This is a genomic window from Mixta sp. BE291 (genome assembly GCF_031457955.1).
In the GTDB taxonomy this organism is placed as follows: Bacteria; Pseudomonadota; Gammaproteobacteria; order Enterobacterales; family Enterobacteriaceae; genus Mixta.
Genome location: NZ_JAVDXN010000004.1, coordinates 365,762 through 391,494, shown reverse-complemented (window position 1 = coordinate 391,494; position 25,733 = coordinate 365,762). Strand labels below are relative to the sequence as shown.

Annotated in this window: 26 protein-coding genes; 7 read left to right on the top strand and 19 right to left on the bottom strand. The window is 54.5% G+C overall.

Annotation, left to right across the window (positions count from 1 at the left end; translation table 11 throughout):
- Position 1: 1 nt before the first annotated feature.
- The 8 genes from ugpE to J2X14_RS11840 all read right to left on the bottom strand — a co-directional run bounded on the left by ugpE (position 2) and on the right by J2X14_RS11840 (position 8,698).
- Positions 2-847 carry a sn-glycerol-3-phosphate ABC transporter permease UgpE gene (gene ugpE, locus J2X14_RS11875; protein ID WP_352411424.1) on the bottom strand — a complete coding sequence of 282 codons (846 nt, stop codon included), beginning with the start codon at positions 845-847 and terminating at the stop codon, positions 2-4.
- Positions 844-1,731 (bottom strand): sn-glycerol-3-phosphate ABC transporter permease UgpA, encoded by an 888-nt coding sequence (gene ugpA, locus J2X14_RS11870; protein WP_352411423.1) that lies wholly within the window; start codon positions 1,729-1,731, stop codon positions 844-846. Before ugpA ends, ugpE begins: the two co-directional genes overlap by 4 nt.
- An 81-nt stretch (positions 1,732-1,812) precedes the next feature.
- Complete coding sequence (ugpB, locus tag J2X14_RS11865) at positions 1,813-3,132, bottom strand: sn-glycerol-3-phosphate ABC transporter substrate-binding protein UgpB (protein WP_352411422.1); 1,320 nt, start codon at positions 3,130-3,132, stop codon at positions 1,813-1,815.
- A gap of 644 nt (positions 3,133-3,776) precedes the next feature.
- Positions 3,777-4,490 carry a high-affinity branched-chain amino acid ABC transporter ATP-binding protein LivF gene (gene livF, locus J2X14_RS11860; protein WP_352411421.1) on the bottom strand — a complete coding sequence of 238 codons (714 nt, stop codon included), beginning with the start codon at positions 4,488-4,490 and terminating at the stop codon, positions 3,777-3,779.
- Between the two features lies 1 nt (position 4,491).
- Positions 4,492-5,259 carry a high-affinity branched-chain amino acid ABC transporter ATP-binding protein LivG gene (livG, locus tag J2X14_RS11855; protein ID WP_352411420.1) on the bottom strand — a complete coding sequence of 256 codons (768 nt, stop codon included), beginning with the start codon at positions 5,257-5,259 and terminating at the stop codon, positions 4,492-4,494.
- Positions 5,256-6,530, bottom strand: coding sequence for a high-affinity branched-chain amino acid ABC transporter permease LivM (locus J2X14_RS11850; protein WP_352411419.1), 1,275 nt, complete (start codon positions 6,528-6,530; stop codon positions 5,256-5,258). Before J2X14_RS11850 ends, livG begins: the two co-directional genes overlap by 4 nt.
- The gene (gene livH, locus J2X14_RS11845; RefSeq protein WP_352411418.1) at positions 6,527-7,453 is read right to left on the bottom strand and encodes a high-affinity branched-chain amino acid ABC transporter permease LivH; all 927 of its coding nucleotides are present in this window, start codon (positions 7,451-7,453) and stop codon (positions 6,527-6,529) included. Before livH ends, J2X14_RS11850 begins: the two co-directional genes overlap by 4 nt.
- Before the next feature lie 129 nt (positions 7,454-7,582).
- The gene (locus tag J2X14_RS11840) at positions 7,583-8,698 is read right to left on the bottom strand and encodes a branched-chain amino acid ABC transporter substrate-binding protein (protein ID WP_352411417.1); all 1,116 of its coding nucleotides are present in this window, start codon (positions 8,696-8,698) and stop codon (positions 7,583-7,585) included.
- 402 nt (positions 8,699-9,100) lie between these two features.
- Between J2X14_RS11840 and panM the strand changes: the two genes are divergently transcribed.
- Positions 9,101-9,496 carry an aspartate 1-decarboxylase autocleavage activator PanM gene (gene panM / locus J2X14_RS11835; RefSeq protein WP_352411416.1) on the top strand — a complete coding sequence of 132 codons (396 nt, stop codon included), beginning with the start codon at positions 9,101-9,103 and terminating at the stop codon, positions 9,494-9,496.
- An 89-nt stretch (positions 9,497-9,585) separates the two neighbouring features.
- Here panM and rpoH read toward each other — a convergent pair whose 3' ends face one another.
- The 4 genes from rpoH to ftsY form a co-directional block, all read right to left on the bottom strand.
- Entirely contained in the window at positions 9,586-10,443 is an 858-nt protein-coding gene (gene rpoH, locus J2X14_RS11830; RefSeq protein WP_352411415.1) for an RNA polymerase sigma factor RpoH, read from the bottom strand.
- Positions 10,444-10,705: 262 nt separating this feature from the next.
- On the bottom strand, positions 10,706-11,689 hold the full coding sequence (gene ftsX / locus J2X14_RS11825; RefSeq protein ID WP_352411414.1) for a permease-like cell division protein FtsX: 984 nt from the start codon (positions 11,687-11,689) through the stop codon (positions 10,706-10,708).
- Positions 11,679-12,347: a cell division ATP-binding protein FtsE gene (gene ftsE, locus J2X14_RS11820; RefSeq protein WP_352411413.1), complete on the bottom strand. Its 669-nt coding sequence runs from the start codon at positions 12,345-12,347 to the stop codon at positions 11,679-11,681. Before ftsE ends, ftsX begins: the two co-directional genes overlap by 11 nt.
- Positions 12,348-12,352: 5 nt before the next feature.
- Positions 12,353-14,071, bottom strand: coding sequence for a signal recognition particle-docking protein FtsY (gene ftsY / locus J2X14_RS11815; protein ID WP_352411412.1), 1,719 nt, complete (start codon positions 14,069-14,071; stop codon positions 12,353-12,355).
- A 187-nt stretch (positions 14,072-14,258) separates the two neighbouring features.
- Between ftsY and rsmD the strand changes: the two genes are divergently transcribed.
- Together rsmD and J2X14_RS11805 are read left to right on the top strand one after the other, a co-directional pair.
- Complete coding sequence (gene rsmD / locus J2X14_RS11810; RefSeq protein WP_352411411.1) at positions 14,259-14,861, top strand: 16S rRNA (guanine(966)-N(2))-methyltransferase; 603 nt, start codon at positions 14,259-14,261, stop codon at positions 14,859-14,861.
- Positions 14,851-15,120, top strand: coding sequence for a DUF1145 family protein (locus tag J2X14_RS11805; RefSeq protein ID WP_352411410.1), 270 nt, complete (start codon positions 14,851-14,853; stop codon positions 15,118-15,120). The genes rsmD and J2X14_RS11805 overlap by 11 nt, the downstream gene beginning before the upstream one ends.
- Positions 15,121-15,123: 3 nt before the next feature.
- Here the strand turns inward: J2X14_RS11805 and J2X14_RS11800 are convergent, their stop codons facing one another.
- Positions 15,124-15,483, bottom strand: coding sequence for a DUF2500 domain-containing protein (locus J2X14_RS11800; protein ID WP_352411409.1), 360 nt, complete (start codon positions 15,481-15,483; stop codon positions 15,124-15,126).
- 187 nt (positions 15,484-15,670) lie between these two features.
- On the opposite strand from J2X14_RS11800, the gene J2X14_RS11795 reads away from it, so the two are divergent.
- On the top strand, positions 15,671-16,300 hold the full coding sequence (locus tag J2X14_RS11795) for a lysoplasmalogenase (RefSeq protein WP_352411408.1): 630 nt from the start codon (positions 15,671-15,673) through the stop codon (positions 16,298-16,300).
- A 187-nt stretch (positions 16,301-16,487) separates the two neighbouring features.
- Positions 16,488-17,273 carry an indole-3-glycerol phosphate synthase TrpC gene (trpC, locus tag J2X14_RS11790; RefSeq protein ID WP_352411407.1) on the top strand — a complete coding sequence of 262 codons (786 nt, stop codon included), beginning with the start codon at positions 16,488-16,490 and terminating at the stop codon, positions 17,271-17,273.
- A gap of 3 nt (positions 17,274-17,276) precedes the next feature.
- On the opposite strand, the gene tusA is transcribed toward trpC, so the two are convergent.
- A complete protein-coding gene (gene tusA / locus J2X14_RS11785; protein ID WP_352411406.1) occupies positions 17,277-17,525 on the bottom strand; it encodes a sulfurtransferase TusA in 249 nt (82 codons plus the stop codon).
- A 240-nt stretch (positions 17,526-17,765) separates the two neighbouring features.
- Between tusA and J2X14_RS11780 the strand changes: the two genes are divergently transcribed.
- Together J2X14_RS11780 and J2X14_RS11775 are read left to right on the top strand one after the other, a co-directional pair.
- Positions 17,766-18,431, top strand: a complete 666-nt coding sequence (locus tag J2X14_RS11780) for a 7-cyano-7-deazaguanine/7-aminomethyl-7-deazaguanine transporter (RefSeq protein ID WP_352411405.1) — start codon at positions 17,766-17,768, stop codon at positions 18,429-18,431.
- 160 nt (positions 18,432-18,591) lie between these two features.
- On the top strand, positions 18,592-19,146 hold the full coding sequence (locus J2X14_RS11775; protein WP_352411404.1) for a DcrB family lipoprotein: 555 nt from the start codon (positions 18,592-18,594) through the stop codon (positions 19,144-19,146).
- A 149-nt stretch (positions 19,147-19,295) separates the two neighbouring features.
- On the opposite strand, the gene J2X14_RS11770 is transcribed toward J2X14_RS11775, so the two are convergent.
- From J2X14_RS11770 to iolD, 5 genes are all read right to left on the bottom strand, one after another.
- Positions 19,296-20,258 (bottom strand): Rpn family recombination-promoting nuclease/putative transposase, encoded by a 963-nt coding sequence (locus J2X14_RS11770; protein ID WP_352411403.1) that lies wholly within the window; start codon positions 20,256-20,258, stop codon positions 19,296-19,298.
- A 71-nt stretch (positions 20,259-20,329) separates the two neighbouring features.
- Positions 20,330-21,226: a myo-inosose-2 dehydratase gene (gene iolE, locus J2X14_RS11765; protein ID WP_352411402.1), complete on the bottom strand. Its 897-nt coding sequence runs from the start codon at positions 21,224-21,226 to the stop codon at positions 20,330-20,332.
- 69 nt (positions 21,227-21,295) lie between these two features.
- Positions 21,296-22,180, bottom strand: a complete 885-nt coding sequence (locus J2X14_RS11760; protein WP_352411401.1) for a sugar phosphate isomerase/epimerase family protein — start codon at positions 22,178-22,180, stop codon at positions 21,296-21,298.
- Positions 22,181-22,247: 67 nt separating this feature from the next.
- Entirely contained in the window at positions 22,248-23,264 is a 1,017-nt protein-coding gene (iolG, locus tag J2X14_RS11755; RefSeq protein WP_352411400.1) for a bifunctional inositol 2-dehydrogenase/D-chiro-inositol 1-dehydrogenase, read from the bottom strand.
- Positions 23,265-23,359: 95 nt separating this feature from the next.
- Complete coding sequence (iolD, locus tag J2X14_RS11750) at positions 23,360-25,300, bottom strand: 3D-(3,5/4)-trihydroxycyclohexane-1,2-dione acylhydrolase (decyclizing) (RefSeq protein ID WP_352411399.1); 1,941 nt, start codon at positions 25,298-25,300, stop codon at positions 23,360-23,362.
- Positions 25,301-25,733: the final 433 nt, after the last annotated feature.

Below are 25,733 nucleotides of genomic sequence, written 5' to 3'. Positions count from 1 at the left end.
ATTATTTCTCACTCTCAACCAAACCACGGACAAACGCCCGCTGCATCACCATCACCACCACCACCGGCGGGATCAGCGTCAGCAGCATCGCTGCCATTACCAGATTCCATTGGGTGGTGCCTTCGCCGGAGGAGATCATGCTGCGAATGCCCGCCACCGCCGTGCCCATTTTTGTTTCGCTGGTGATCAGAATCGGCCAGAGATACTGGTTCCAGCCGTAGATAAAGGTGATCACAAAAAGTGCCGCCAGGTTAGTGCGTGACAGCGGCAGCACGATATCGCGGAAGAAGCGCATCGGGCCTGCGCCATCAATGCGCGCCGCCTCCATCAGCTCATCCGGCAGCGACATAAAGAACTGACGGAACAGAAACGTTGCGGTGGCGGACGCCATCAGCGGCAGCGTCAGGCCGCTGTAGCTGTCGAGCAGTTGCAGGTTAGCCACCACTTCCACCGTGGGGAAAATACGCACCTCAACCGGCAGCATCAGCGTGATAAAAATCATCCAGAACACCAGGTTGCGCAGCGGAAAGCGAAACCAGACCAGCGCAAAGGCAGAGAGCATCGAGACGGTGATTTTGCCGATGGTGATACCTAACGCCATCAGCGTGCTGTTTAACAGCAGCACGCTCATCGGCGCACTGTTGCTGCTGACGCCATGCAGCCAGATTTCACGCAGGTTGTGCCACAGCTGCGTGCCGGGTATCAGGGTCATCGGCACCTGAAAAATCTGCTGGTTATCCAGCGTAGCGGCCACAAAGGCCACCCAAAGCGGGAACAGAATGGTCAGAATGCCTAAAACCAGCATAACGTGGCTGAAAATATCCAGCCCGCGACGGTTTTCAATCATTGATAACGCACCTTACGTTCGACGTAGCGGAACTGAATAATGGTTAAGATAATCACCAAAAACATCAGCACGACCGACTGCGCCGCCGATGAAGAGAGATCGAGACCGGCAAAGCCTTCACGATAGATTTTATAAATCAGCGTGGTGGTCGCCTGCACCGGACCGCCCTGCGTGGCGGCGTCAATCACCGGGAAGGTGTCGAAAAAGGCGTAAACCAGGTTTACCACCAGCAGAAAGAAACTCACCGGCGCGATCAGCGGCAGGGAAAGATGAAAGAAACGACGCACCGGCCCGGCGCCGTCAATCGCGGCCGCTTCCACCAGCGAGCGCGGGATCGACTGCAGCGCAGCGAAGAAAAACAGAAAGTTATAGCTGATCTGCTGCCATACCGAGGCCAGCACCACCAGAAACATCGCCTGGCCGCTGTTCTGCGCATGGTTCCAGTTGTAGCCGATGCTTTGCAGGAAGTGGGTAATCAGCCCGATGCCGGGGTTAAATAAAAACATCCACAGCACGGCGGCGATGGCGGGCGCGACCGCATAAGGCAACAGCAACAGCGTCTGATAGAAGCGCTTCAGGCGCAGCACATAATCTGTCAGCGCGGCGAACAGCAGTGAAATCAGCAGTCCGAAGCCGGTGACCAGCGCGCTGAAGATCAGCGTAGTCCAGAACGATTCCAGATAATAAGCGTCATCCAGCAAACGGCTAAAGTTTTCCAGCCCGACAAAGGTGCTGGAAAAACCAAAGGGATCGACGCTTTGTACCGAGTACCAGAGCGCTTCACCGGCGGGCCAGATAAAGAAGATCAGGGTAATAAGCAACTGCGGAAAAACCAGCACCCAGGGGAGCCAGCGTGACTGGAAAACGGGACGAGAACTCGACATGCGGTGGTTCCATAACAGATCGGTACAGGCGGTGCGTGACAGGATGAAGGATAGCCGGGCCGCCAGCGGCCCGGCGTTGGCTTACTTCACCTGTTGTTCAAAGCGACGCAGCAGTTGGTTGCCACGCTGAACGGCGGAATCAAGCGCGGCCTGCGGCGTTTTGCTGCCGTTCCAGACGCCTTCCAGCTCTTCATCAACGATGGTGCGGATCTGCGGCATGTTGCCAAGGCGTAGGCCTTTGGTGAACGGCAACGGCGGCTTGTTCAGCATCTGGCGCGTGGCGATGTCTGCGCCCGGGTTTTGCTCATAATAGCCCTGCTGACGCGTCAGCTCGTAAGCGGCCTTGGTGATCGGCAGGTAGCCGGTTTTTTGATGCCATTCGGCCGCGTTTTCCGGCTGAGCGAGGAACTGTAAGAACTCCGCCACGCCTTTATAGGTGGGGTTGTCTTTGCCCTGCATGACCCACAGGCTCGCTCCGCCGATAATGGCGTTTTGCGGCGCGCTCGGGACGCTTTCGTCATATGGCATCATGCCGACGCCATAATTGAATTTGGCGTGCTGACGAATGTCCGCCAGCGAGCCGGATGAGGCGGTGGTGATCGCACAGTCGCCGTTATAGAACTTTTCGGTAGATTCATCCTTACGGCCAAAGTAGGTGAAGTCTCCTTTTTTGTTCATCTCTTCCAGCATGGCAATGTGGCGTACCTGCTCTGGCTTATTGAAAACCAGTTCGGCGTTGGTGCCGTCAAAGCCGTTGTTTTCGGTAGCTACCGGCAGACCGTGCCAGGCGCTGAAGTTTTCAATTTGGATCCAGCCCTGCCAGCCGCTGGCGTAGCCGCATTTCATGCCCGCTTTACGCAACGCCGCGGTATCTTTTGCCAGCTGTTGCCAGGTTTTGGGTGGTTGTTCTGGATCGAGGCCCGCTTTTTTGAAGGCGTCTTTGTTGTAGTAGAGCACTGGCGTGGAGCTGTTAAATGGCTGCGACAGCAGATGACCGCTTTTCGCATCGGTGTAGTAGCCAGAGACAGTCGGGACAAACTGCGATTCATCGAATTTGATGCCCGCATCGTTAAAGACCTGGTATACCGGTTTGATGGCTTTCGACGCCATCATGGTCGCGGTGCCGACTTCGTAAACCTGTAGGATGGCGGGCGCTTTGCCGGTGCGTACTGCTGCGATACCGGCTGCCAGGCTCTGTTCATAGTTGCCTTTGTAGACCGGTACGATTTTATAATCGGGGTTCGCCTGGTTAAAACGTTGTGCCAGAGAGTCGACTTGCTTGCCTAGTTCGCCTTCCATGGAGTGCCAGAACGGAATTTCCGTCGCGGCCAGGGCGTTGCCGCTCAGTGCCAGTCCCAGCACTATGCTGAGCGCGGTATGACGAAACGTAAAGGAGGACATAGCGTTTTCCTGTGACATTGTAGGTGTGCGTAATAACACGCTTTTTTTGTTCGCAACGTAACATGACACGGAAAAATGACGGTGAGATAACCGGCAGGTGACGGAAAGATGACAGTGAGGTTGCACTGAGCGGGCAGCGTTTGCTGGGCGGGCGAAGTTTGCTGAGCGTGCGGAGTTTGCTGAGCGTGCGGAGTTTGCTGGGCGTGCGGAGACGTAAACACGTTGGCTCGGCGTGCGGGAGACATAAACACGCTGGCTGGGCGTGCGAAGACGCAAGCGGGGTTCCGGCCTTCCGTAAAGACGCAACTGCCGTCATCCATGACCGGCTCGGCCCGCGCCTTCCATGGCGCGGGACGCTTTACTCCAGGCCGGAACCCCGCTTGCCCCAGGCTTTGGGCGTCGCCTGCTTAAGACAACTTCGGGCTTCAATGTCTCTTGTTTAAGACAACTTCGGGCTTCAGTGTCGTCTGTTAAAGACTTCCTCAGGCTTTGGGTGTCGTCTGCTTAAGACAACTTCGGGCTTCAGTGTCGTCTGTTAAAGACTTCCCCAGGCTTTGAGTGTCGTCTGTTAAAGACTTCCCCAGGCTTTGGGTGTCGCCTGCTTAAGACATCCCTTGGCGTTGGGTGTCGCCTGCGGTGCGCGATCAGGCGCCGAGATAGGCGCTGCGGACCGCCTCGTTAGCCAGTAGCGCATCGCCGCTGTCTTCCAGCACCACGTGGCCGTTTTCCAGTACGTAGCCGCGATCGGCCAGCTTCAATGCCTGATTGGCGTTTTGCTCCACCAGAAAGATGGTCATGCCCTCCTGACGCAGCTGCTCAATGGTATCGAAAATCTGCTGAATGATAATCGGCGCCAGTCCCAGCGAAGGTTCGTCCAGCAACAGCAATCGCGGCTGACTCATTAACGCGCGACCAATCGCCAGCATTTGCTGCTCACCGCCTGACATGGTGCCTGCTCGCTGGATGCGTCGCTCATGCAGGCGCGGAAACAACTCATAAACCTGCGCAATGCGCTGCTGATATTGCTGACGGCTGGCGAAGAAACCGCCCATCGCCAGGTTCTCTTCCACCGTCATGCGCGAAAAAACCCGCCGCCCTTCCGGCACAATAGCAATCGCCTCGCGCATAATGCGCGCCGTTTGCCAGTCGGTGATGTTGTTGCCATCGAATGAGATGGTGCCTTCGGAAGCGCGCGGCTCACCGCACAGCGTGCCCAGCAGCGTGGTCTTGCCCGCGCCGTTCGCGCCAATCAGCGTGACGATCTCGCCCTGATTGATCTCCAGACTCACCTGATGCAGCGCCTGAATTTTGCCGTAATGCGCGCTGACGTTGCTGAGCGTTAACATCGGATTCGCCATTTTATGCCTCACCTAAATATGCGCGGATCACGTCCGGGTTGTTACGTACTTCTTCCGGCGTGCCGTTTGCCAGCGGCGTCCCCTGATTAACCACGTAGATACGATCGGAAATCCCCATCACCAGTTTCATATCATGTTCGATAAGCAGCACCGTCACCTTATGTTCGCCGCGCAGCTCTGCAATCAGCGCATCCAGCTCATGCGTCTCTTTCGGGTTAAGCCCCGCCGCTGGTTCATCCAGCATCAGGATTTCCGGGCGCGTTACCATGCAGCGGGCGATTTCCAGCCGTCGCTGCTGGCCATAAGCCAAATTGCCCGCCTGCCGGTTAGCCATTTCCAACAGACCCACACGCCGCAACCAGCTGGCGGCCTGATCCAGCGCCTCGCTTTCACTTCGCCGGAAAGCCGGGGTTTTCAACAGGCCGGAAAACAGGCCGCTTTTCAAATGCTGATGCTGCGCCACCAGCAGATTTTCAATCACCGTCATTTCACGAAACAGACGCACGTGCTGAAAGGTGCGCACAATGCCCATACGCGCAATTTGCTGGCCCGGCAGCCCCGCCAGCTGGCGATCGCCTAAGCGAATCGATCCGCCGCTTGGCTTATAAAAGCCGGTCAGGCAGTTAAACACCGTGGTTTTGCCTGCGCCGTTCGGGCCGATTAATGACACGATCTCCTGCGGATGCAGCTCCAGCGCGACGTTATTGACCGCCAGCAGGCCGCCGAAACGCATCATCAGGCCTTCCACCGTTAATAAAGGCTGACTCATGCCTGCTCTCCCTGTTGCTTGTCCTTCAGCTTCAGATGCGGTCGCTGCATCGGCAATAATCCCTGCGGACGCCAAATCATCATCAGCACCATCAGCGCGCCCAGCACCAGCATGCTGTATTCATTCAAATCACGCATCAGCTCACGCGAAACCACCAGCAGAATCGCCGCCAGGATTACCGCAAACTGCGAGCCCATACCGCCCAGCACCACGATCGCCAGCACAAAGGCCGATTCGGCAAAGGTAAAAGATTCCGGGCTGATAAACCCCTGACGCGCGGCAAATAGGCTACCGGCGAAACCGGCAAACGCGGCGCTGATGGTAAAGGCGGTCAGCTTGATACGCGTTGGACTCAGGCCCAAAGAGCGGCAGGCGATCTCATCTTCACGCAGCGCTTCCCAGGCGCGGCCCAACGGCATACGCAGTAAACGGTTGATCACAAACAGCGTCAGCACCACCAGCAGCAGCGCCACCAGATAGAGAAAAATAATGCGATCGCTGGGATCGTATTTCAGGTTAAAGAAGTGATGAAAAGTATCCCAGCCGCCGTCGCGCGCGCTGCGGTTAAACTCCAGACCGAAAAAGGTCGGTTTCGGGATCTGGCTGATACCGTTCGGCCCGCCGGTAATGGCGGTGTTGTTCAGCAACAGGATACGGACGATTTCACCAAAGCCGAGGGTAACAATTGCCAGATAATCGCCGCGCAGACGCAGCACCGGAAAGCCCAGCAGCAGGCCAAACAAGGCAGAAACCAGCCCCGCCAGCGGCAGGCATTGCCAGAATCCCAGGCCGTAATAGTGATTAAGCAGCGCGAAGGTGTAGGCGCCGATGGCGTAAAAGCCGCCGTAGCCCAGCACCAGCAGGCCAGACAGCCCCACCACCACGTTCAGCCCCAGCCCAAGCATGACGTAAATCAGCGTGAGCGTAGCGATATCCACCGTGCCGCGCGAGACAATAAACGGCCAGATCACCGCCGCGACGATAAGCAACAGCGCCAGCAGCTTCTGCTTTGGCGTCGTGCCGTCAAAACTCGGCAGCACAAATCCGCTACCGCCGCTGCGCTTCAGGCTGCGTCCGATAAGCGGGCGTAAGAGCTGGAAAACAAACACCACGGCACAGCCGATGGCGATCCAGTTCCAGCGCACGCTGCCTGCGTTATTCACTACCAGCCGTGTGCCGTCGAGGTTAAGGCGCATTCCCATAAAGAAGGCGGCAAGAACTAACAGCATCAATGCCGACATAACGGCATTAAAAAAGTGAGCGGGCTTCATACTTTTTCTACCTCCGGACGACCGAGGATACCCGTCGGCATAACCAGCAGAACCACAATCAACAGCGCAAACGAGACCACATCTTTATATTCAGTGCTGAGATAAGCCGATGTCAGCGCTTCAGCGATACCTAACACCAGGCCGCCCAGCATCGCGCCGGGAATACTGCCGATGCCGCCCAGCACGGCGGCGGTAAAGGCCTTCATGCCCGCCATAAAGCCGATATAGGGGTTGATGACGCCATAAAACTGCCCCAGCAGCACGCCCGCCACCGCTGCCATCGCCGCACCGATGATAAAGGTCAGCGAGATCACCCGATCGGTATTGATGCCCAGCAGGCTGGCCATTTTGAGATCTTCGGCGCAGGCGCGGCAGGCGCGACCCATGCGTGAATAACGGATAAACAGCGTCAGCGCCAGCATGGCGAGGAATGTTACCAGCCAGATCACCACCTGCATGGTGCTAATGGTGGCGGCGAATCCGTTGCTTTCGCCCAGCGTCAGCTGACCACTGACCAGGCCCGGCAGCGCGAGATCGCGTGAGCCTTGCGTCAGGCTGACATAGTTCTGCAGGAAAATAGACATTCCGATGGCGGAGATCAGCGCAATCAGGCGCTTGGAAGAGCGCACTGGCTTATAAGCGACGCGCTCAATGCTCCAGCCGTAAGCGCTAGCGATAACAATCGCTGCGAGGAAACCCGCACCGATTAATACCCAACCCACATCAATGCCGACCATCATCAGGGCGGCGATAACGATAAAAGAGACATAGCTGCCGATCATATAGACTTCGCCGTGAGCGAAGTTGATCATGCCGATAATGCCATACACCATGGTGTAGCCGATGGCGATCAGCGCGTAGGTGCTGCCTAAGGTTACGCCGTTAAGCAACTGCTGAATAAAATAGAGAAACTGCTCGGACATAAGATAAACCCCAACAAAGCTGCGCAGGCATTGCCCGCAGCAAAAAAACGTCCGTCTTCACGAAATGCAGGATAGAACAGGGGCCAGGCGCAGCCTGACCCCGGACTGCCAGCCGTTAAAGCGGGTGCTTTATTTCACTGCGGTTGAGGTGCCGTCGGCGTGCCATTTGAAGACGCCAAATTCAAATCCTTTCAGGTCGCCTTTTTGATCCCAGCTCAGATCGCCCATCACGGTCGGCACCGGCTGGCCTTCTTTCAGGTTTTTGGCAATATCCGCCGGTTCTTCGCTTTTGCTGCGTTCAATACCGGCCACCAGCGACTGTAGCGCCGCATAGGTTGTCCAGACGAACGGGCCGGTTGCATCCAGCTTTTTCGCCTTAATCGCATTAACGATCGGCTGGTTCGCCTCAACCTGGTCATAGCGTTTCGGCAGGGTAACCAGCATGCCTTCGGACGCCGCGCCAGCAATGTTAGAAAGGGAAGCGTTACCCACCCCTTCCGGGCCCATAAACTGGGTTTTCATACCGGCAGCGCGTGCCTGGCGCACAATCTGGCCCATTTCCGGGTAGTAGCCACCGAAATAGACGAAATCGATATTCTCTTTTTTCAGACGCGCGATCAGCGTAGAGAAATCTTTATCGCCTGCGGTAATGCCTTCAAACAGCGCAACTGGCGCGTTGGCTTTTTTCAGGCTTTCCTGCACCGAGCGCGCCAGGCCTTCGCCGTATTGCTGCTTGTCATGCACGATGGCGATGCGCTGCGGTTTAATGGTGTCGAGGATATATTTGGCGGCGGTTGGGCCCTGATCGGAATCCAGGCCGGTGGTACGCATAATCAGCTGATAGCCGCGGGAAGTCAGATCGGCTGCGGTGGCGGCCGGTGTAATCATCAGCACGCCTTCGTCTTCATAAATATCGGAAGCGGGCTGCGTGGAGGAAGAACAGAGGTGGCCGATCACATAACGAATGCCTTCGTTAATCACTTTGTTAGCAACCGCTACCGCCTGTTTAGGGTCGCAGGCATCATCATATTTCACTGCGACCAGCTTATTGCCGTTCACGCCGCCTTTGGCGTTAATGTCGGCAATTGCCTGGGTAGCGCCGGTAAACTGCATATCGCCATACTGCGCGACCGGGCCTGACATCGCGCCAACAATAGCCACTTTGATATCTTCTGCCAGCGCGGCCTGGCTCATTGCCAGCGCCATACACCCTGCCAGCATTACGCGACCTTTATTTCTCTTCATCCTGACTTTCCCCATCTGTTGTGTCTGTTGTGATGTGTGTTTTGATTATTTTTAGCGGCTATAGAACAAAACTTGTTTAATGTTAACCAGTTAGAACTATACCCACGCATTATTTATAAATAACGCTTTATTTTCAGTTCATTAAACAGGAGTTTTATTCTGTAAATCAACTGAGATAATCAAAATCTGGCCGCTGTCACAGAGCAATCATCTGGCAGTTACGGTGGTGTTTTAGGCACTTTTCCAGCGCATTATGCTGGCGCTTTGGCATCTCTTAAGTGTTTACCGGGAATATCCGCGCGGCAAAAAACAGATTGCTTTGTTTTCGTACAGAAAAAGTTACACGTCATTTTTTGAACATTTTCGCTACAATATGCCTTTTACCCAGGGGCGGCTTATTACATGAAATTAACCATTATTCGACTGCAACAGCTGGGCGCGCAGGATCGGATCGATCTTGGCAAAATCTGGCCTGGCGTGGATTGTGACGCGCTGGAAAACACGCTTAATGAAAACCATCGGCTTTACGCCGCGCGTTTTAACGAACGTCTGCTGGCGGCGGTGGCGTTGGATATACGCGGTACGCAGGGCGAACTGGCAAAGCTGGAGGTCAGAGAGGTAACCCGGCGGCGCGGCGTCGGTCAATATCTGCTGGAAGAGGTGATGGCGCAAAACAGCTCGGTGACGCACTGGTGGATAGCTGATGACGGCACGGCCGATCAGCAGGCGATTGCGGCGTTTATGCAGGCTTGTGGCTTTCGTACGCAGGCTGACGGTTGGGTCTATACTGTCGAGTAAGCGGTTTTTAGCGGAAGACAGCGTAATATTGCCGGTAAATGACCATAAAAAAGGGCGGCCTGTTAAGCCGCCCCGATGGCAATCAAGCTTTAGGCTTCGATTGCTACCCGCAATTTTTTCATCGCGTTTTTCTCAAGCTGACGCACGCGCTCCGCTGAAACGCCGTATTTATCGGCCAGCTCCTGCAGCGTGGTTTTGTTGTCATCATCCAGCCAACGGGCGCGGATAATATGCTGGCTGCGTTCGTCCAGCCCCTGCAGCGCGTCGCTCAGTTTATCTGCCGCGTGCATTTCCCAGTTGTCTTCTTCAATGCCGTCGGCAAAGTCAGAGGTTTTATCCTGTAGATAAAGCACCGGCGCCATGCTTTTGCCTTCGCCTGATTCATCTTCTGACGTTAAATCGAACGTCATATCCTGAGCGGCCATGCGCGATTCCATTTCACGCACATCTTTGCTGCTCACGCCCAGCTCGCGCGCCACCATTTCAACTTCATCCTGATTAAACCAGCCCAGACGCTGCTTGGTTTTACGCAGGTTAAAGAATAGCTTGCGCTGTGCTTTGGTGGTCGCGACCTTCACGATACGCCAGTTACGCAGCACATATTCGTGAATTTCCGCTTTAATCCAGTGAACAGCAAAAGAAACCAGGCGAACCCCGACTTCAGGGTTAAAGCGGCGTACCGCTTTCATCAGGCCGATATTACCTTCCTGAATCAGATCCGCCTGCGGCAGGCCATAGCCCGCATAGTTACGAGCGATATGAACAACAAAGCGGAGGTGAGACAGGATCAGCGTTTTAGCCGCATCCAGATCGCCCTGGTAATGCAGCCGTTCAGCCAGCGCTTTTTCCTCTTCTGCCGTCAGCATCGGCCAGGTATTAGCAGCCCGAATATAGGATTCCAGGTTACCAAGAGGAGCAATAGCTAAAGTGTGCATTTCTTTGGTCATTCAAACCCTCACATAATTAATAATATTGCCGCACGATTTCCTTTTGCGCGATTCACCAGGGTACAGGAATCGGCAACGAAACCCCAAAGCAATCTGTGCTACTTCATTAGAGAGTGAAGTTATCCACAAGTTCACTTTACAACGTGAATATTTTATACACAAGATACGGATGATATGATTGTGACAGACAGGGAGAAATCCGAGCGGACTTCCTCTGCGGCACAAGCGTCATGCAGCAGAGGAAGATTATACCAAAAAATCGCTACTGTGGCGTAAAACGACGTAAATGTTGTACTGTCGCCAGCCACGCGGCGATCCAGCCAATCATGGCCGACAGCAGCAGCAGCAGCAGGCTTTCATCCCAGGAGAGCCCGGTCAGGCGGAAAGTGGTGCCGAACACCGCCGCCACCTGCGCCACTACCGATTCCAGCCGGAAAACCAGAATTTCAGATAACACCAGCGACAGTAATGCCCCGGCAAATCCCAGCAGCGCGCCACCATACAGGAAAGGACGCAGAATAAAGCCGTCGGTCGCGCCGATCAGTTTCTGCACGTTAATAGTATCGCGGCGGGCGAAGATGCTCAGGCGCACGCTGTTACCAATCACCAAAAACACCGCTACCAGCATCAGAATGCCGATCATGGTCGCGACCTGACCAACCAGGCCGGTCAGCGCCGCCAGACGGGCAAACCAGCTATCGTCCATGCGCACATCGTCAACGCCTTCCACGTGCTGCACGCGATCGCGCAGCGTTTGCAGTGTATTTTCGTTCTGGAAGTTCATTTCCGGCGTGATGATCACCACCGCTGGCAGCGGATTCTGCTCCAGCATATCCAGCGCGCCGCCAAAGCCTGACCAGTTACGAAACTCGCCTAACGCCTCTTCACGCGACAGATAGTTGACCTTTGCCACGCCCGGCTCTTTCTTCAGCGTGGCGACAACATTTTCTGCCGCGCTGTCATCCAGCGTTTTCGACAGATAAAGCGTCAGCTGTGGCGCGGGATACCACTGCTCCGCCGCCTGACTGACGTTTTTCCACACCATATAACAGACGCTGGGCAGCGTCAGCGAGATAGCGATGACCATCACCGTTAACAGCGTCGCCAGCGGCTGACGCCACATATCGGAGAGCGTGCCGCGCCAGGCGTAACGCCACTGTTCCTGCCAGCCGCCCTTCAGCGCTTTGCTTTTTGACGGCTGTTTGGTTTTCGGCGCCGGTACGCGCTTATTACGTTTATTCGCCACGATCGCCTCCGTGCAGTCTTCCCTTGCTGAGCGTCATCACCCGATAGTTGCGACGGCCAATCAGGCCCATATCGTGCGTCGCCATCAGCACCGTCACGCCAACGCGGTTGAACTCTTCAAACAGCCGCAAAATATCATTCGACAGCGCGTCATCCAGGTTACCGGTGGGTTCATCAGCCAGCAGCACCGCAGGCTTGTTGACCACCGCGCGCGCTATGCCCACACGCTGCTGCTCACCGCCTGAAAGCTGGATTGGAAAATTTTTCGCTTTGTCGAGAAGGCCTACCTTATCCAGCGCCGCCGACACGCGACGGCGGATATCTTCGCCGCTGGCACCGGCAATGATCAGCGGGATAGCCACATTGTCATAGACCGTACGATCCATCAGCAAATGGTGATCCTGAAAGATCATGCCGATCTGGCGGCGCAGAAAAGGCACCTCGCTATTTTTCAGGCGGCTAATATCGTGCCCGCTGAACCAGATATGGCCCGCGCTGGGACGTTCAATGCCACAAATCAGCTTCAACAGGGTGCTTTTCCCTGCGCCGGAATGACCGGTCAGAAACGCCATTTCGCCCGGATGCAGATGAAAATCTACCCCTTGCAGCGCTTGCCGACCGCCGAGATAAGCCTTACTGACCTCTTCAAAGCGAATCATCCTGGTTAATCCTCTCGGGCAAACAGTGCCTCAATAAAATCTTCGGCCTTAAACGGCCGCAAATCATCGATGCCTTCTCCGACACCGATAAAACGAATCGGGATACTAAACTGGTCCGCTACCGAGAAGATAACGCCACCTTTTGCCGTACCATCCAGTTTAGTCAGCGTTATCCCTGTCAGACCTACCGCCTCATGGAACAGCTTAGTCTGACTCACCGCGTTCTGGCCGGTGCTGGCGTCAATCGTCAGCATCACCTCGTGCGGGGCATTTTCATCGAGCTTTTTCATCACACGCGTGATTTTTTTCAGCTCTTCCATCAGGTGCGCTTTATTCTGCAAACGCCCGGCGGTATCCGCGATCAGCACATCGACATTGCGCGCTTTGGCGGCCTGAATCGCATCGAAAATCACCGAAGCGGAATCCGCGCCGGTATGCTGCGCCACCACCGGAATATGGTTGCGTTCGCCCCAGACCTGTAGCTGCTCCACCGCCGCCGCACGAAACGTATCGCCCGCCGCCAGCATCACTGATTTGCCTTCGGCCTGGTACTGACGCGCCAGCTTGCCGATGGTGGTGGTTTTACCCACGCCGTTAACGCCAACCATCAAAATCACAAACGGCGTTTTACCCGCCATATCCAGCGGCGCTTCGACCTTATGCAGAATCTCAGCCATTTCGGTTTTCAACAGACCGTAGAGCGCCTCAGCGTCACGCAGCTGTTTGCGATTCGCCTGTTGCGTCAGGCTACTGATAATACGCTGTGTAGTATCAACGCCAACGTCCGCAATCAGCAGCTGTTCTTCCAGTTCTTCAAACAGCTCGTCATCAATTTTTTTGCCACGGAACAGGCTGATAAAGCCAGAACCGAGATTTTGCCGGGTTTTTACCAGGCTGCGCTTCAGGCGCGCAAAGAAGCCCTCTTTGGTCGGACGCGCCTGTTCAACAGGCACGACAGGCGAGGCTTCCTCTTCCGGCTCAGCGTCGGCCAACGCCAGGGCGGCCAGCTCTTCGTCTGAAAGCGGTGCATCCTCTTCCAGCGCGGCGTCCTGATCCGGGGTATCGGAAAGCGCGACCGCAACCGCAACCTGGGTGGCGATAGCCGCATCTTTTTCTGGCGTGATGGCTGGCGTTTCGCCTGGCAGTTCCGCTTCTAACAGGGTAGCGGGCGCGTCGACCTCTTCCAGTTCAATAACATCGTCAATCGCCGCCGTAGAGGCGATCTCTTCTTCTGAGGTCGCAACGGCATCGGCCTCTTCCGGCAAGATTTTTTCCGCAACCGGCGCAACGGCGTCGGCAGGTTTGATCGCTTCCGGCAGGATTTCTTCCTCAACCGGCGCAACGGCGTCGACAGGCTTGATCTCTTCCGGCAGGATCTCTTCCGCAACCGGCGCATCGGCGTCGGCAGGCTTGATCTCTTCCGGCAGGATCTCTTCCGCAACCGGCGCAACGGCGTCGGCAGGTTTGATCGCTTCCGATGGCGTAACAGCAGCGGCGGTCTCGGCCGCTTCCGCCTGCTCCTGACGCGCGACTTCCTGCGTCGTAGCGACAATATCCTCGGCGATTTGCTCAGCGCTCGGTTGCTGCGCCGCAGACGCTTCGTTTTCAGCGGTGTTTTCCGGCTGTTCCGTTAACGCCTCTTTTTGTTCTTCTGGCTGCGCAGGCGTTTCTTCACGACCAAAACCCAGCCAGGAAAAAAAGCCACGCTTTTTCTCTTTTGCCATTGTGTGACTACACTCCTCGATGGCTTTCATCCGGTCGTTTGTTGTACCGGGCTGAAAAAATAACCTGATAAAGAATTCATTAGTCTAACACTTTCCAGCGAGCGCAACACCAGCACCCTTTTTAACGTTTCCTCAACCGCTTTCGCCCGTTAAACTACGCAACAAATTATGACGAGTTGTGAGCATCATGAATAAAAAACCCCGCGGCGGCGCAGGACAAATCCGCATTATTGGCGGTCAATGGCGTGGAAGAAAACTGCCGGTGCCGGACAGCGCCGGATTGCGCCCCACCACCGATCGGGTGCGTGAAACGCTGTTTAACTGGCTGGCACCTGATATCCAGCAGGCCCGCTGCCTGGACTGCTTTGCAGGCAGCGGCGCACTGGGGCTGGAAGCGCTGTCGCGCTACGCCGGTTCCGCTACGCTGCTGGAACTGGAAAAGCCGGTCGCTCAGCAATTAACACAGAATTTACAGACGCTGAAAGCCAGCAATGCGCAAGTGATCCAGACCAACACGCTTAGCTGGCTGGCGCAGCAGGGCGATCCCTACCACATCGTGTTTATCGATCCGCCTTTTCGCAAAGGGCTGTTAGAGCAGGCGCTACAGCTGCTGGAAAGCAACGGCTGGCTGGCTGATGAGGCGTTGATTTACGTTGAAAGCGAAGTGGAAAACGGTGCGCCGCCGGTGCCGGTTAACTGGCAGCTGCACAGAGAAAAAATTGCGGGACAGGTCGCCTACCGCTTATATCGCCGCGCAGGCATTTCACAGGAGCAAAACGATGTGGCTTAATCTGGGTCGCTTATTAATGGTTTTCGTTTGGGCCTTTTTGCTGCTGAATATCGTGCATCCCTTTCCTAAACCGCTGACATATTTTGTTAACGTTGCGCTGATTTTTATGGTGCTAATGCATGGCCTGCAGCTGATTTTACTGAAAGCCACACAGCCGAAAGATGGCATCAAGCTCAGCCGCCTAACGCAGGTTAAGATCTTCTTTTTCGGCGTATTCGAGCTGCTTGCCTGGCAGAAAAAGCACTACCCGAAGTCATAACGCTCAGGGCGCGTCAGGCGTAAACGCGATAAAGCGGGAACCCTGAACTTTAAGCTCGCCTTTTGCGCCTTTATCCAGCTGATGGTAATCGTTCGCCGTTACCGTCAGCTTGATATCGCTGCCGTCGTTTAACAGGTGAAACCAGGCCTCATAACGCATCTCTTCACCGGCAATCACCTCACGCTGGCGCGAACGTCGGTTTGGCGACGGAAACTCCCGCTTACTTTTCACCTCCGCCGATAACAGGCGCATCGGCGCAGCCTCGTTTGCCGCGTTCTCGCGTCGTTGTTTAATGAACTGACGCGAGGCCAGCACGGCAATAATCGCCAGCACGATGATAAAAATTAACGGCGGTTTGCTCATCTCTTTCGGCTTCCTTTAAGCGTTCTGTTACCCCGGAAGGATACAACCAGAATGCGCGCATTGTCACATTACGCGCCCCTAACCTAAACTCAGTGCAGGATATTGCACATAAAACGGTAGTCAGATTATCAGCGCTACACATTGACGGTTGATTTTGCTGTCACCCCTTTCAAAAAAGGACAACGTAATGATTTGGTCATTTCTTGCGGTACTTTTTTCCGGCTGGCTCTATGTTGATGCTTCCTATCGCGGGCCGCAGTGGCAACGCTGGCTGTTTAAACCTGTCACTCTGTTACTCCTGCTGGCCTGGGCCTGGCAGGCGCCAACGCGTAATCCCACCGATTATCTGATCCTACTCGGCCTGCTGGCGACCCTGGCGGGCGATGCGTTAATGCTGCTGCCGCGTCAGCGCATGATGTATGCACTGGGCGCGTTTTTCCTGGCGCATTTGCTCTATACCATCAATTTCGCCAGTCATATGACCATGAGCTTTTTCTGGCCGATTCCGCTAACGCTGCTGATTGTTGGTATTGTCTGGATCGCCATCATCTGGTCGCGGCTGGAGGAACTGCGCTGGCCGGTTTGTACGTTTATCGGCATGACGCTAGTAATGAACTGGCTGGCGGCAGAGCTTTATTACTTCCGTCCCACCGATTACAGCTTCTCGCTGATGGCGGGCGCAACGCTGCTGACGCTGGCTAATGTGGTCTGGTTTATCAGCCATTATCGCAAGCGCTTCACGGCAGATAATGCCATTGTCGCCGCCTGCTATTTTGCCGGTCACTTTATGGTGGCTCGCTCGCTTTGGCTTTACTGACCGGTTTTGCTGGATCATAAACGCAGCCGCTGCGGGCGGGCACAAAAAAAAGCGCCTGCTCGCTGAGCGAGCGGCTGTCAGCGCCAGACAGCCTGAAACGCTGAAGCTTGCGCCTGAGATGGGAAAACATTAAAACATCGTAGCGGCCCGCGTGGGAGGGCCATAACTTCAGTTAAGGAAGCGCCTCATGTCTGACATTTTAAATAAAATCCTGGCGGTGAAGCGTGAGGAAATCAGCGCGGCCAAACGCGCCTCTTCGCTTAACGCGCTGCGCGATCGTGCGCAGCAGCAAACCCGACGTGATTTTATCGCGGCGCTGCGCCAGCATAATCAGCAGGGCAAGCCGGGCATCATTGCCGAGGTAAAAAAAGCCAGCCCGTCGAAGGGGCTGATTCGCGCTGATTTTAACCCCGCGGCCATTGCTACAAGCTATCAACAAGGCGGCGCAGCCTGTCTTTCCGTGCTAACCGATACGCAGTTTTTTCAGGGCAACGAGCACTATTTGCAGCAGGCGCGCGCGGCTTGTTCGCTGCCGGTTCTGCGTAAAGATTTTATGATTGATAGCTGGCAGGTGGAGGAAGCGCGAGCGATGGGCGCCGACTGCATTCTGTTAATTGTCGCCGCGCTGGAAGATAGTCAAATGCAGGAGCTGGAAGCGGCTGCGCATCAGCTGGGGATGGCGGTGCTGGTAGAAGTGCATGACGGCAATGAGCTGGAGCGAGCGCTGAGCCTGACCACGCCCCTGATTGGCATTAACAACCGCAACCTGCGTAGCTTTGAGACGTCCATCGAGACGACGCTGCGTCTGCTGACACAGCTGCCGTCGGATCGTCTGGTCGTGACGGAATCAGGTATTGCCACGCGGCAGGACGTGCAGCGGCTACGTCAGGCAGGAGTTAACAATTTCCTGGTTGGCGAAGCCTTCATGCGTGCCGACGAGCCGGGCGCAGAGCTGACGAAGCTGTTCTTTTAATCCTCAGGAAAGGCCCTTACGCAGCAGATAGCGGTAGGGCTTTTCATCCGTATCCTGTGCCACCAGCGTATGTTCCATAAAGCGGCAAAAGCCGGGGATATCACGGGTGGTCGCCGGATCGTCAGCGATAATCAGTAGCGTTTCCCCATCCTGCATATGACGTACGGTTTTACGCACCATCATCACTGGTTCGGGACAGCGCAGCCCAAGCGCATCCAGGGTTTGATCGGGGTTATCGAAGTGATTACTCATTATTGTCTCATCGCGAAATTCTGTTGCGCTCTATTCTACCCCCGACGCTCTGTTGCGCAAGCGGTCAGGAAGGTGAACGTTTGCGTGAAAACTAACCATTGCAAACTGCAGGTAACGCGGTAAGATGCGCCCGCGCCAGGGTTTTTGAGCCGTTGAGCGCGCCATAAAGCTTTGCCATCCGTAACGGTACAAAACTTAATTAAGACTGGGTTCCCTCACCCCAACGTAAAAAGGTAAATTATGATCTCTTTAACACCGCGCCAGCGGAAGCATGCGCTTGTCTGGCTTTCTTTGTTTCACCTTCTGATAATCACCTCCAGTAACTATCTGGTACAGCTGCCTATTTCGATTTTTGGCTTCCATACCACCTGGGGGGCCTTTAGCTTTCCGTTTATCTTTCTGGCTACCGATCTGACCGTGCGCATTTTTGGCGCGCCGCTGGCTCGTCGCATTATTTTGTCGGTCATGATTCCGGCGCTGTTTATCTCCTACGGCGTCTCTTCGCTGTTTTACAACGGCAGCTGGCAAGGCCTGGGCGCGCTAAGCGAAGTAAACCTGTTTGTTGCCCGTATCGCCTGCGCCAGCTTTATGGCCTATGCGCTGGGACAGGTGCTGGACGTACACGTTTTTAATCGTCTGCGTCAGTTACCAAAGTGGTGGGTAGCACCCGCCTGCGCCATGTTTTTAGGCAATATTAGCGATACGCTCGCCTTTTTCTTTATCGCATTTTATAAAAGCACCGATGCTTTTATGGCTCAGCACTGGGTGGAAATCGCGCTGGTGGATTACAGCTTTAAAGTTTTGATCTGTATGGTTTTCTTTTTGCCCGCCTATGGCGTATTGCTTAACGCAGCGCTTAAGCGACTGGCAGAGCGCACACAGCGGACACAATACCATTTCGGCTAGCCGTATAGGCCATGGCAATTTTGACACTGGATGTTATGCAGCGTTGTCTTAGAAAACCTATGTACGGCAAGATTCTGTGACATACGTTTAGTTGCTTTTGAGCGCTGATTCAGCTTGTATTAAGCTTTGTATTGCCAGACAAATAAAGAAAGGGAACCTGATGCGTCAACTTACAAAATATCTTGGGATAGGTTTACTGGTCGTGGGTCTGGCCGCTTGCGATCAGCAGGATAAGGCCACCGCAGACGATAACGGCGCCAGCGCCAGCACTTCAGTGCAGACTGTATCATTAATGGATGGCAAGCTAAGCTTTAACCTGCCCGCAGGCATGTCGGATAAAAGCGGCAAGCTGGGCACCCAGGCCAATAACATGCACGTTTACGCCGATGAAAGCGGCCAGCGCGCCATTATCGTAATCGATGGCGATGCAACCAATGAAGGGCTGGACGTGCTGGCTAAGCGCCTGGAGCAGCAGCAGCGTAACCGCGATCCTCAGCTTCAGGTGGTCACTAACAAGGCGATCAGCCTGAAAGGCGAAGCGGCGCAGCAGCTGGATACGGTGGTTTCCGCTAATAACCAGACAGCATGGTCCTCCGTGGTATTAGCGAAAGCTGAAGGCAAGTTGCTGACGCTGCAAATTACCTTACCGGCTGATAATCAACAGCAGGCGCAGACGCAGGCTGAAAACATCATTAATACCATTACGCTGAAATAAGCCGCACACCGTTGCTATAAAAAACGCCGTCAGCTAATGACGGCGTTTTTATTCGTCCGTTTCAGGCAGGCCCACTCACAAATAGTTTATCTGACTGGCAATATAGCCGAGGTGGCGACGCTCTCTACACGCTGTGGCTGATCAAGGTTTCAATGGTGAATTTGTGCCAAATCGTCCTCGGTAAGACCGGTCATTTTCATGACGGTATGGCAATCAAGGCCATTCTGCAACATGGTGCGGGCAATTTTAAAGGTCGCTTCGCGCTCGCCTTTTTCAATCCCGCGTTGTTCACCGAGCTGGATACCCTTTTCGATGCCTTTTTCGATGCCCTTTTCGATGCCCTTCTGTTCAAGCTGTTGTGCGATGGTCATCAGTTCATCCTTATGCTGCGGCACCCGTTGTGCCAGTTTGCGTACAAAAGTCTCTGCGTCTGAAGTTTCGCCCACCTGTACAAGGTAGTTTATCAGCGAAACCAGCTGCTGTCCTGACATGTACTCTGTCGTTAATAGCATGGCCAGTTTGTCCAACAGGTCTGCCAGATCTCGTCGATAAATATGTTTTTGCAGTAGTGTGAGTGCCGCCATACTACGGTGGCCCATGATCTCATCATCAGATATGACGGTCACATCAACAAGCGGGAAACTTCCGCTGAAGAGCTTTTGTGCCAGCGTTGGGTTACTAAAGTCATCCAGCCAGCAATTTGACCAGGGATAAGGACTGCGCCTGCCCGTATAGAACAGTATCGGTATCACCAACGGCAAGTGATCATGCCCGGCTTCCAGATGACGTTGCATGGCGGCCACCGCGTAACGCAGAAGCCGGAATGCCATATGCCTGTCCGGTGTGGACTGGTGCTCAATGAGGACATGGATATAGCCGTTATCGCCGGTCGTGGTTTTCAGGCTATAGAGTACGTCGCTGAAGTAAGGTCGCAGGTTTTCTTCAATAAAGCTGCCTGATTCCAGTTTAAGGGTACTGAAGTCACAGGCAGCCTGAAGTTCTGCAGGCAGATGCAGTTGCATGAAATCCCGGGCGGTATCGGGATGGGTCAAAAATTGTTTAAACGTTAAATCGTGTGGGGTTGGGATCCGGTTCGCCTTCCTGTTAGCCATGCCCTTCCCCATTACCTTCGTTATATCGCTTTATTGCCCGAGTACTGCCTTACCGTGTCTTTTTTACGGCGTTAAATCCCGGCGGTCTCGCGAATATATCTACGTGCTTTTACCGCATATTCAAACGGATTTGCCAGTGCCGGATCCTGCTCCGCTTCTACTACCATCCAACCGCGGTAGCCTGCTTCGTCCAGCATCTTAAACACCGGTTTGAAGTCGATTACACCATCGCCGGGCACGGTAAAGGTGCCGCGCTTCACACCATCAAGGAAAGAAAGCCGTTGCTTGCGCACCTCCTCGACAACCTCATCACGTACGTCTTTCAGGTGAACATGATTAATGCGTGACAGATGTTTCTCCAGTACTGCCAGCATCGCCTGCTCACTGTTTTCTGAGTAGTAAAGATGGCCGGTATCGTACAACAACCAGACGTCATCGTTGGTTAATTCCAGGAAACGGTCAATTTCAGCTGGCGTCTGAATGCCGGTGCCCATATGATGATGCAGGCAAACCTGCATACCTTTTTCCGCCGCAATTTTCGCCAGTTCGTTATAACCTTCTGCGGTTAAGCGCCACTCTTCATCAGTAAATATCGGTTTCTGCTCGAATACCGCCAGTGAAGTGCCCTGAATACTTTTGCTCTGCTCAGAGCAGCCAATCACTTTCGCGCCCATCGCGTGCAGGAAGTTCATATGATTAATGAACTCATCAATGGTTTTCGCCTTTTCGCCGTTAGCGAAAAACGTGCTGAACCAGGCGTTACAGATCTGAATGCCGCGAATCTCCAGCATCGGCTTCAGCACCGCTGGATCGCGCGGATATTTGCTGCCGACCTCGCTACCGCTAAAACCAGCCAGTGCCATTTCACTTACGGTTTGCTGAAAAGTGTTCTCTTTCCCCAGCTCTGGCATATCGTCGTTGGTCCAGCCAATCGGCGCGATCGCCAGTTTTACGTGATCTTTATTCATGATGAATTCTCTGTTCGATACGACGGTCGTTGGCCGTCACGCGGTCAGGCTCCGGCAGAGCTAACCACCTTATTTGCCCAGCAGCTCACGCTCAATCAGTTCACGTGTCTCAACCGCCTGGTATTTCATCTTTTCCGGGTAGCCAAACAGCGCTGAGGTAATGATCGATTCGCCGCCGACTTGCCAACTGCGGCGGGCAAAATCCATTTCGCGCAGGGTCTTAAACAGCGTAGTGAAATCCACCTCGCCTTCGCCCACGCCGACATGCTGATGCACTGCGGCATCAACGCCTGGCGGGTTGACGATATAGCGGCAGTGCCTGGTGTGGTTCATGGTATCGGCAATCAGCACGTGCGAAAGGTCATCGCCAACGTACTCCAGCATGCTTTTCACATCGCCTTTGCCGTTGTCATAGAAAAAGGTGTGCGGCACGCTGTAAACATACTTCACGTTCTCGCTGCGGAACGATTTCACGATATCGGCGGTTTCATTGTTGCGCTCGCAGAAGTCCCAGGGATGGGACTGGATTTCAAGGCGGATGCCTTCGCGCTCTACGATCGGCAGCAGCTCTTCCATTGAGCGATAGAACATCTCTTCACAAATTTCCGGCTCGTTCGGGTTACCAGACAGCTCGGTATTGATCACCTGCACGCCCATCTCAACCGCAATCTCGATCATGCGTTTCCAGTTTTTGACCGCTGCCTGGCGACGCAGCTCATCCGGGCCAGACCAGCGATAAACCACAATAAATGAAGAGATCTCCACGCCGGTGGCTTTCAGCGCGTTTTTGTATTCCGTCATGATCTCCCGACTGGCCTTCGGGTGCTTATAAAAGGGATTAATCTGTGGATGCGGCGACTGCTCAATATATTTGTATCCCCAGTCCGCCACCTGATGAACCATCTTTGTGATGCCTAAATCTTTAATGACATCTACATCGAACGCGATCTTCATAACCTTCTCCCTGATTGCTCAGTGCATGATGCGCGCTCTTCCCGCCGGAGCGGGAAGAGACGGGGAATTAAACCTTGTCGTAAAAAGCCGGACGAGGCGGCAGCTCAACCGGCTCAATCGCGCCGCTTTCCTGCGCCTTAAGGCAGGCATCGGCAGCGACCGAAGCCGCATAGCCGTCCCACGCTGACGGGCCGGTCAGGGTGCCGTTGCTGACATCATTAATAAAGGCCTGCAGCTCGACGTCGTAGGCATCGATAAAGCGGTCTTTCCAGTCGGTAAGAATGGAAGTAGAAAGCTGGGCACTTTTACGCATCTGTACTGCTGAAGGTTCCGGCAGTTTAGCAACGCCCTCTTCGCCCACGACTTCGCACTGAATATCGTAGCCGTAGGCGCAGTTAACAAAGATCTCTACATCGATGCGGATACCCTTCTGGGTTTCAAACAGGACAATTTGCGGATCTTTCAGGCGAGCATGACTTTTTGAGGTTACACGCGGGAAAACTACCTGCACGGTTTTATAGTCATCGTTGGTCAGCCAGCGCAGCACATCCAGTTCATGGATTAGCGTGCTGGTAATCGCCATATCGGTGGTATAGCTCTCCGGCACCGCTGGGTTGCGGTGCGCGCAATGCAGCATTAGCGGCTCGCCGATCCCGCCGTCGGTAATCACTTTTTTCAGCGCGCGGTAGCCCACATCGTAAGGACGCATAAAACCCACCTGCACCAGGCGTTTGCCGAATTTGATTTCGGCATCGACAACGCGACGGCAGCCTTCAGCGGTCATCGCTAACGGTTTTTCACAGAAAACCGGCTTGCCCGCGGCAATAGCAGCCAGCGTGTATTCTTCATGGGTCGGATCCCATGAGGTTACCAGCACCGCGTCGACGTCTGACGCTTTCACCACGTCATGACCATTGGCATACACTTCCGCCTGCAGGCCAAGACGCGTCAGTGCCGCTTTTGCGCTTTCAAGGTTAATATCAGAGACGGCTACTACGGTAGCGCCCTGCAGCACTTTGCTGCAGCGACGAATATGTTCCTGGCCGATTGCGCCGGTGCCGATAACGCCAAGTTTCAGAGTCATGATGTCTCCAGAATTCAGGGTAAGCGCGAACCCGCCAGCCTGGCCGGCAGGATTCGCTGTCAGGGTAGATGTCAGATAATTAAGAATTATTAGTATTAATATTTACGCGCCTGCTCGACATGCTCGTTCAGCATCTTAGCCACGGCATCGATGCGCTCTGAGGTCGAAACCTGCGCGCCGCCGACATGCCACCAGCTGAAATACTTATGCACCATGGTTTTGGGCAAAACTTTCACGTCAATCAGGGTTGATACGGTTTCTTTACGCGCCGCTTCCAGCGCATGGCTTAATTCTTCCAGCGTGGTCACGCGCCAGGTTTTACAGCCGTAACCGGCGGCGATGGCGGCGAAATCAACCGGGATAAAGCCGCCATCCAGCTTGCCGCTCTCGCGATCGCGAAAACGAAACTCGGTGGTAAAACTGTCCATACCATGTTCCAGCTGAAGGTTGTTGATACAGCCGTTGGTCATATTGTCGAACAGCACCACGTTGATTTTGGCCTTCTCCTGAATGGAGGTCACCAGCTCGGAATGCAGCATCATAAAAGAGCCGTCACCGACCAGCGCGTAGACTTCGCGCTGCGGTTCAGCCAGCTTAACGCCGAGCGCAGCACTGATTTCATAGCCCATGCAGGAGTAGCCATATTCAACGTGATAGCCGTTCGCCGCTTTGGTGCGCCATACGCGTTGCAGATCGCCTGGCAGACTGCCCGCTGCCGCGACAATCACGGCATCTTCTGGCAATTGCTCATTCAACGTGCCCAACACGCTGCTCTGGGTCAGAAAGGAGCCGGTCAGGCGATTGAATTCGGCAAACAGCGCCTCGCGATCGATGCTGTCATCAATTTCCGGCACAAAGTTTTCTTCGCTGTATGCCACCTGATAAACGCGTTGCGTTTCCTTTAGCAGCTTGCTTTGCGCCTGCTCGATTTTCGCGCCCCACCCGCTGCTGAAACCTTGTGCAATCAGGCGTTCATTCAGCATGGTTAAGGCTTCGCGCGCATCAGCAACCACCTGAACGCCATCCAGTTTCCAGGCATCGAAATTGCTGACGTTAATATTAAGGAAGCTGACCTCAGGATGCTGGAATATCCATTTCGATGCGGTGGTGAAATCGGTATAGCGCGTGCCGACGCCAATCACCAGATCGGCCTCTTTCGCCAGCAGATTCGCTGCCAGACAACCCGTTTCGCCGACGCCGCCCACGTTCAACGGATGATCGGAAACCAGGGTGCCTTTGCCCGCCTGCGTTTCTGCAAAAGGAATCTGATGCTGTTCAGCAAACTGGCGCAGCGCTTCGCCCGCGCCGGAATATTTCACGCCGCCGCCACAGACGATCAACGGCTTACGCTTATGCGCCAGTAGCGCCAGCGCATCCTGTAGCTGCGCTTCAGTGGCGGGACGACGGTCTAAGCGATGCACACGTTTCTGGAAGAAATAGTCGGGATAATCCCAGGCTTCGCCCTGCACATCCTGCGGCAGCGACAGCGTTACCGCCCCCGTTTCCGCTGGATCGGTTAAGACGCGCATGGCATTAATACAGGCGGTCATCAGCTGCTCAGGGCGACTGACGCGATCCCAGTATTTACTGACGGCGCGGAAGGCATCATTGGTGCTCAGGCTTAGATCGTGGCTCTGCTCAATTTGCTGTAGCACCGGATCGGGCTGGCGCGTGGCGAATACATCGCCAGGCAGCAGCAGCAGCGGGATGCGGTTAGCCGTTGCCGTCGCTGCGGCAGTGATCATATTGGCTGCGCCGGGACCGACGGAAGAGGTACAGGCGATGATTTCCCGACGCAATTTTTGCTTGGCGTACCCGGTAGCGGCATGTGCCATACCTTGCTCGTTACGACCCTGATGCACCACCAGATCGCCATTGTCCTGCTCCAGCGCCTGGCCAAGACCCAGCACATTGCCATGGCCGAAAATAGCAAAGATACCTTTAACAAATTTGGTTTCCACGCCATCAACAGAGAGGTACTGATTATCAAGGAATTTCACCAGCGCCTGTGCCGTGGTTAATCTGATCTTGCCCATTTGCTTATCCTTTACCCGTGGCGGAACCGTTAACAGGGCGCGCCGTGATTCGCGTATGTCGACGGCCAAAACCACCGCCGCCTGACGGCTTATGAGTGAAACGTGAGGCGATTATAAACAAATATTTTTTTCATAAAATACGATTACAGAAGAAACATTTCATTTTGCGAGAGAGATCAAATAATGGGTTCAACCAGCCCGGCAGGCGACCTGCCAGCGGCAGCAGGTGAAACGAGAAATAGCGGGAGCGAAAAAAATAGTTATTCCGTTTCATTTATTCACAGGCGTAAATGATTCAATATTGGTGATAAAACGGTAGAAATTTCGCATTTACCCGCCAGTCGCCTCAGCTTTTGTTATGATGAGGAATCAGAAAGATTTTTACCCGCCTCACATTTTTGGGCCATTAATTTCATTTCATGTTGTTTTTGGA

Excerpts from the sequence above, each read along its gene's own strand:
- ftsE (WP_352411413.1), bottom strand. The coding sequence starts at position 12,347 with ATGATTCGCTTTGAAGAGGTCAGTAAGGCTTATCTCGGCGGTCGGCAA.
- rpoH (WP_352411415.1), bottom strand. The coding sequence starts at position 10,443 with ATGACCAAAGAAATGCACACTTTAGCTATTGCTCCTCTTGGTAACCTG.
- livH (WP_352411418.1), bottom strand. The coding sequence starts at position 7,453 with ATGTCCGAGCAGTTTCTCTATTTTATTCAGCAGTTGCTTAACGGCGTA.
- J2X14_RS11805 (WP_352411410.1), top strand. The coding sequence starts at position 14,851 with ATGTGGCTTAATCTGGGTCGCTTATTAATGGTTTTCGTTTGGGCCTTT.
- iolD (WP_352411399.1), bottom strand. The coding sequence starts at position 25,300 with ATGGGCAAGATCAGATTAACCACGGCACAGGCGCTGGTGAAATTCCTT.
- ugpB (WP_352411422.1), bottom strand. The coding sequence starts at position 3,132 with ATGTCCTCCTTTACGTTTCGTCATACCGCGCTCAGCATAGTGCTGGGA.
- ugpA (WP_352411423.1), bottom strand. The coding sequence starts at position 1,731 with ATGTCGAGTTCTCGTCCCGTTTTCCAGTCACGCTGGCTCCCCTGGGTG.
- trpC (WP_352411407.1), top strand. The coding sequence starts at position 16,488 with ATGTCTGACATTTTAAATAAAATCCTGGCGGTGAAGCGTGAGGAAATC.
- tusA (WP_352411406.1), bottom strand. The coding sequence starts at position 17,525 with ATGAGTAATCACTTCGATAACCCCGATCAAACCCTGGATGCGCTTGGG.
- J2X14_RS11795 (WP_352411408.1), top strand. The coding sequence starts at position 15,671 with ATGATTTGGTCATTTCTTGCGGTACTTTTTTCCGGCTGGCTCTATGTT.
- rsmD (WP_352411411.1), top strand. The coding sequence starts at position 14,259 with ATGAATAAAAAACCCCGCGGCGGCGCAGGACAAATCCGCATTATTGGC.
- ugpE (WP_352411424.1), bottom strand. The coding sequence starts at position 847 with ATGATTGAAAACCGTCGCGGGCTGGATATTTTCAGCCACGTTATGCTG.
- panM (WP_352411416.1), top strand. The coding sequence starts at position 9,101 with ATGAAATTAACCATTATTCGACTGCAACAGCTGGGCGCGCAGGATCGG.
- livG (WP_352411420.1), bottom strand. The coding sequence starts at position 5,259 with ATGAGTCAGCCTTTATTAACGGTGGAAGGCCTGATGATGCGTTTCGGC.
- J2X14_RS11780 (WP_352411405.1), top strand. The coding sequence starts at position 17,766 with ATGATCTCTTTAACACCGCGCCAGCGGAAGCATGCGCTTGTCTGGCTT.
- iolE (WP_352411402.1), bottom strand. The coding sequence starts at position 21,226 with ATGAATAAAGATCACGTAAAACTGGCGATCGCGCCGATTGGCTGGACC.
- ftsY (WP_352411412.1), bottom strand. The coding sequence starts at position 14,071 with ATGGCAAAAGAGAAAAAGCGTGGCTTTTTTTCCTGGCTGGGTTTTGGT.
- J2X14_RS11850 (WP_352411419.1), bottom strand. The coding sequence starts at position 6,530 with ATGAAGCCCGCTCACTTTTTTAATGCCGTTATGTCGGCATTGATGCTG.
- J2X14_RS11760 (WP_352411401.1), bottom strand. The coding sequence starts at position 22,180 with ATGAAGATCGCGTTCGATGTAGATGTCATTAAAGATTTAGGCATCACA.
- livF (WP_352411421.1), bottom strand. The coding sequence starts at position 4,490 with ATGGCGAATCCGATGTTAACGCTCAGCAACGTCAGCGCGCATTACGGC.
- J2X14_RS11800 (WP_352411409.1), bottom strand. The coding sequence starts at position 15,483 with ATGAGCAAACCGCCGTTAATTTTTATCATCGTGCTGGCGATTATTGCC.
- J2X14_RS11770 (WP_352411403.1), bottom strand. The coding sequence starts at position 20,258 with ATGGCTAACAGGAAGGCGAACCGGATCCCAACCCCACACGATTTAACG.
- J2X14_RS11775 (WP_352411404.1), top strand. The coding sequence starts at position 18,592 with ATGCGTCAACTTACAAAATATCTTGGGATAGGTTTACTGGTCGTGGGT.
- J2X14_RS11840 (WP_352411417.1), bottom strand. The coding sequence starts at position 8,698 with ATGAAGAGAAATAAAGGTCGCGTAATGCTGGCAGGGTGTATGGCGCTG.
- iolG (WP_352411400.1), bottom strand. The coding sequence starts at position 23,264 with ATGACTCTGAAACTTGGCGTTATCGGCACCGGCGCAATCGGCCAGGAA.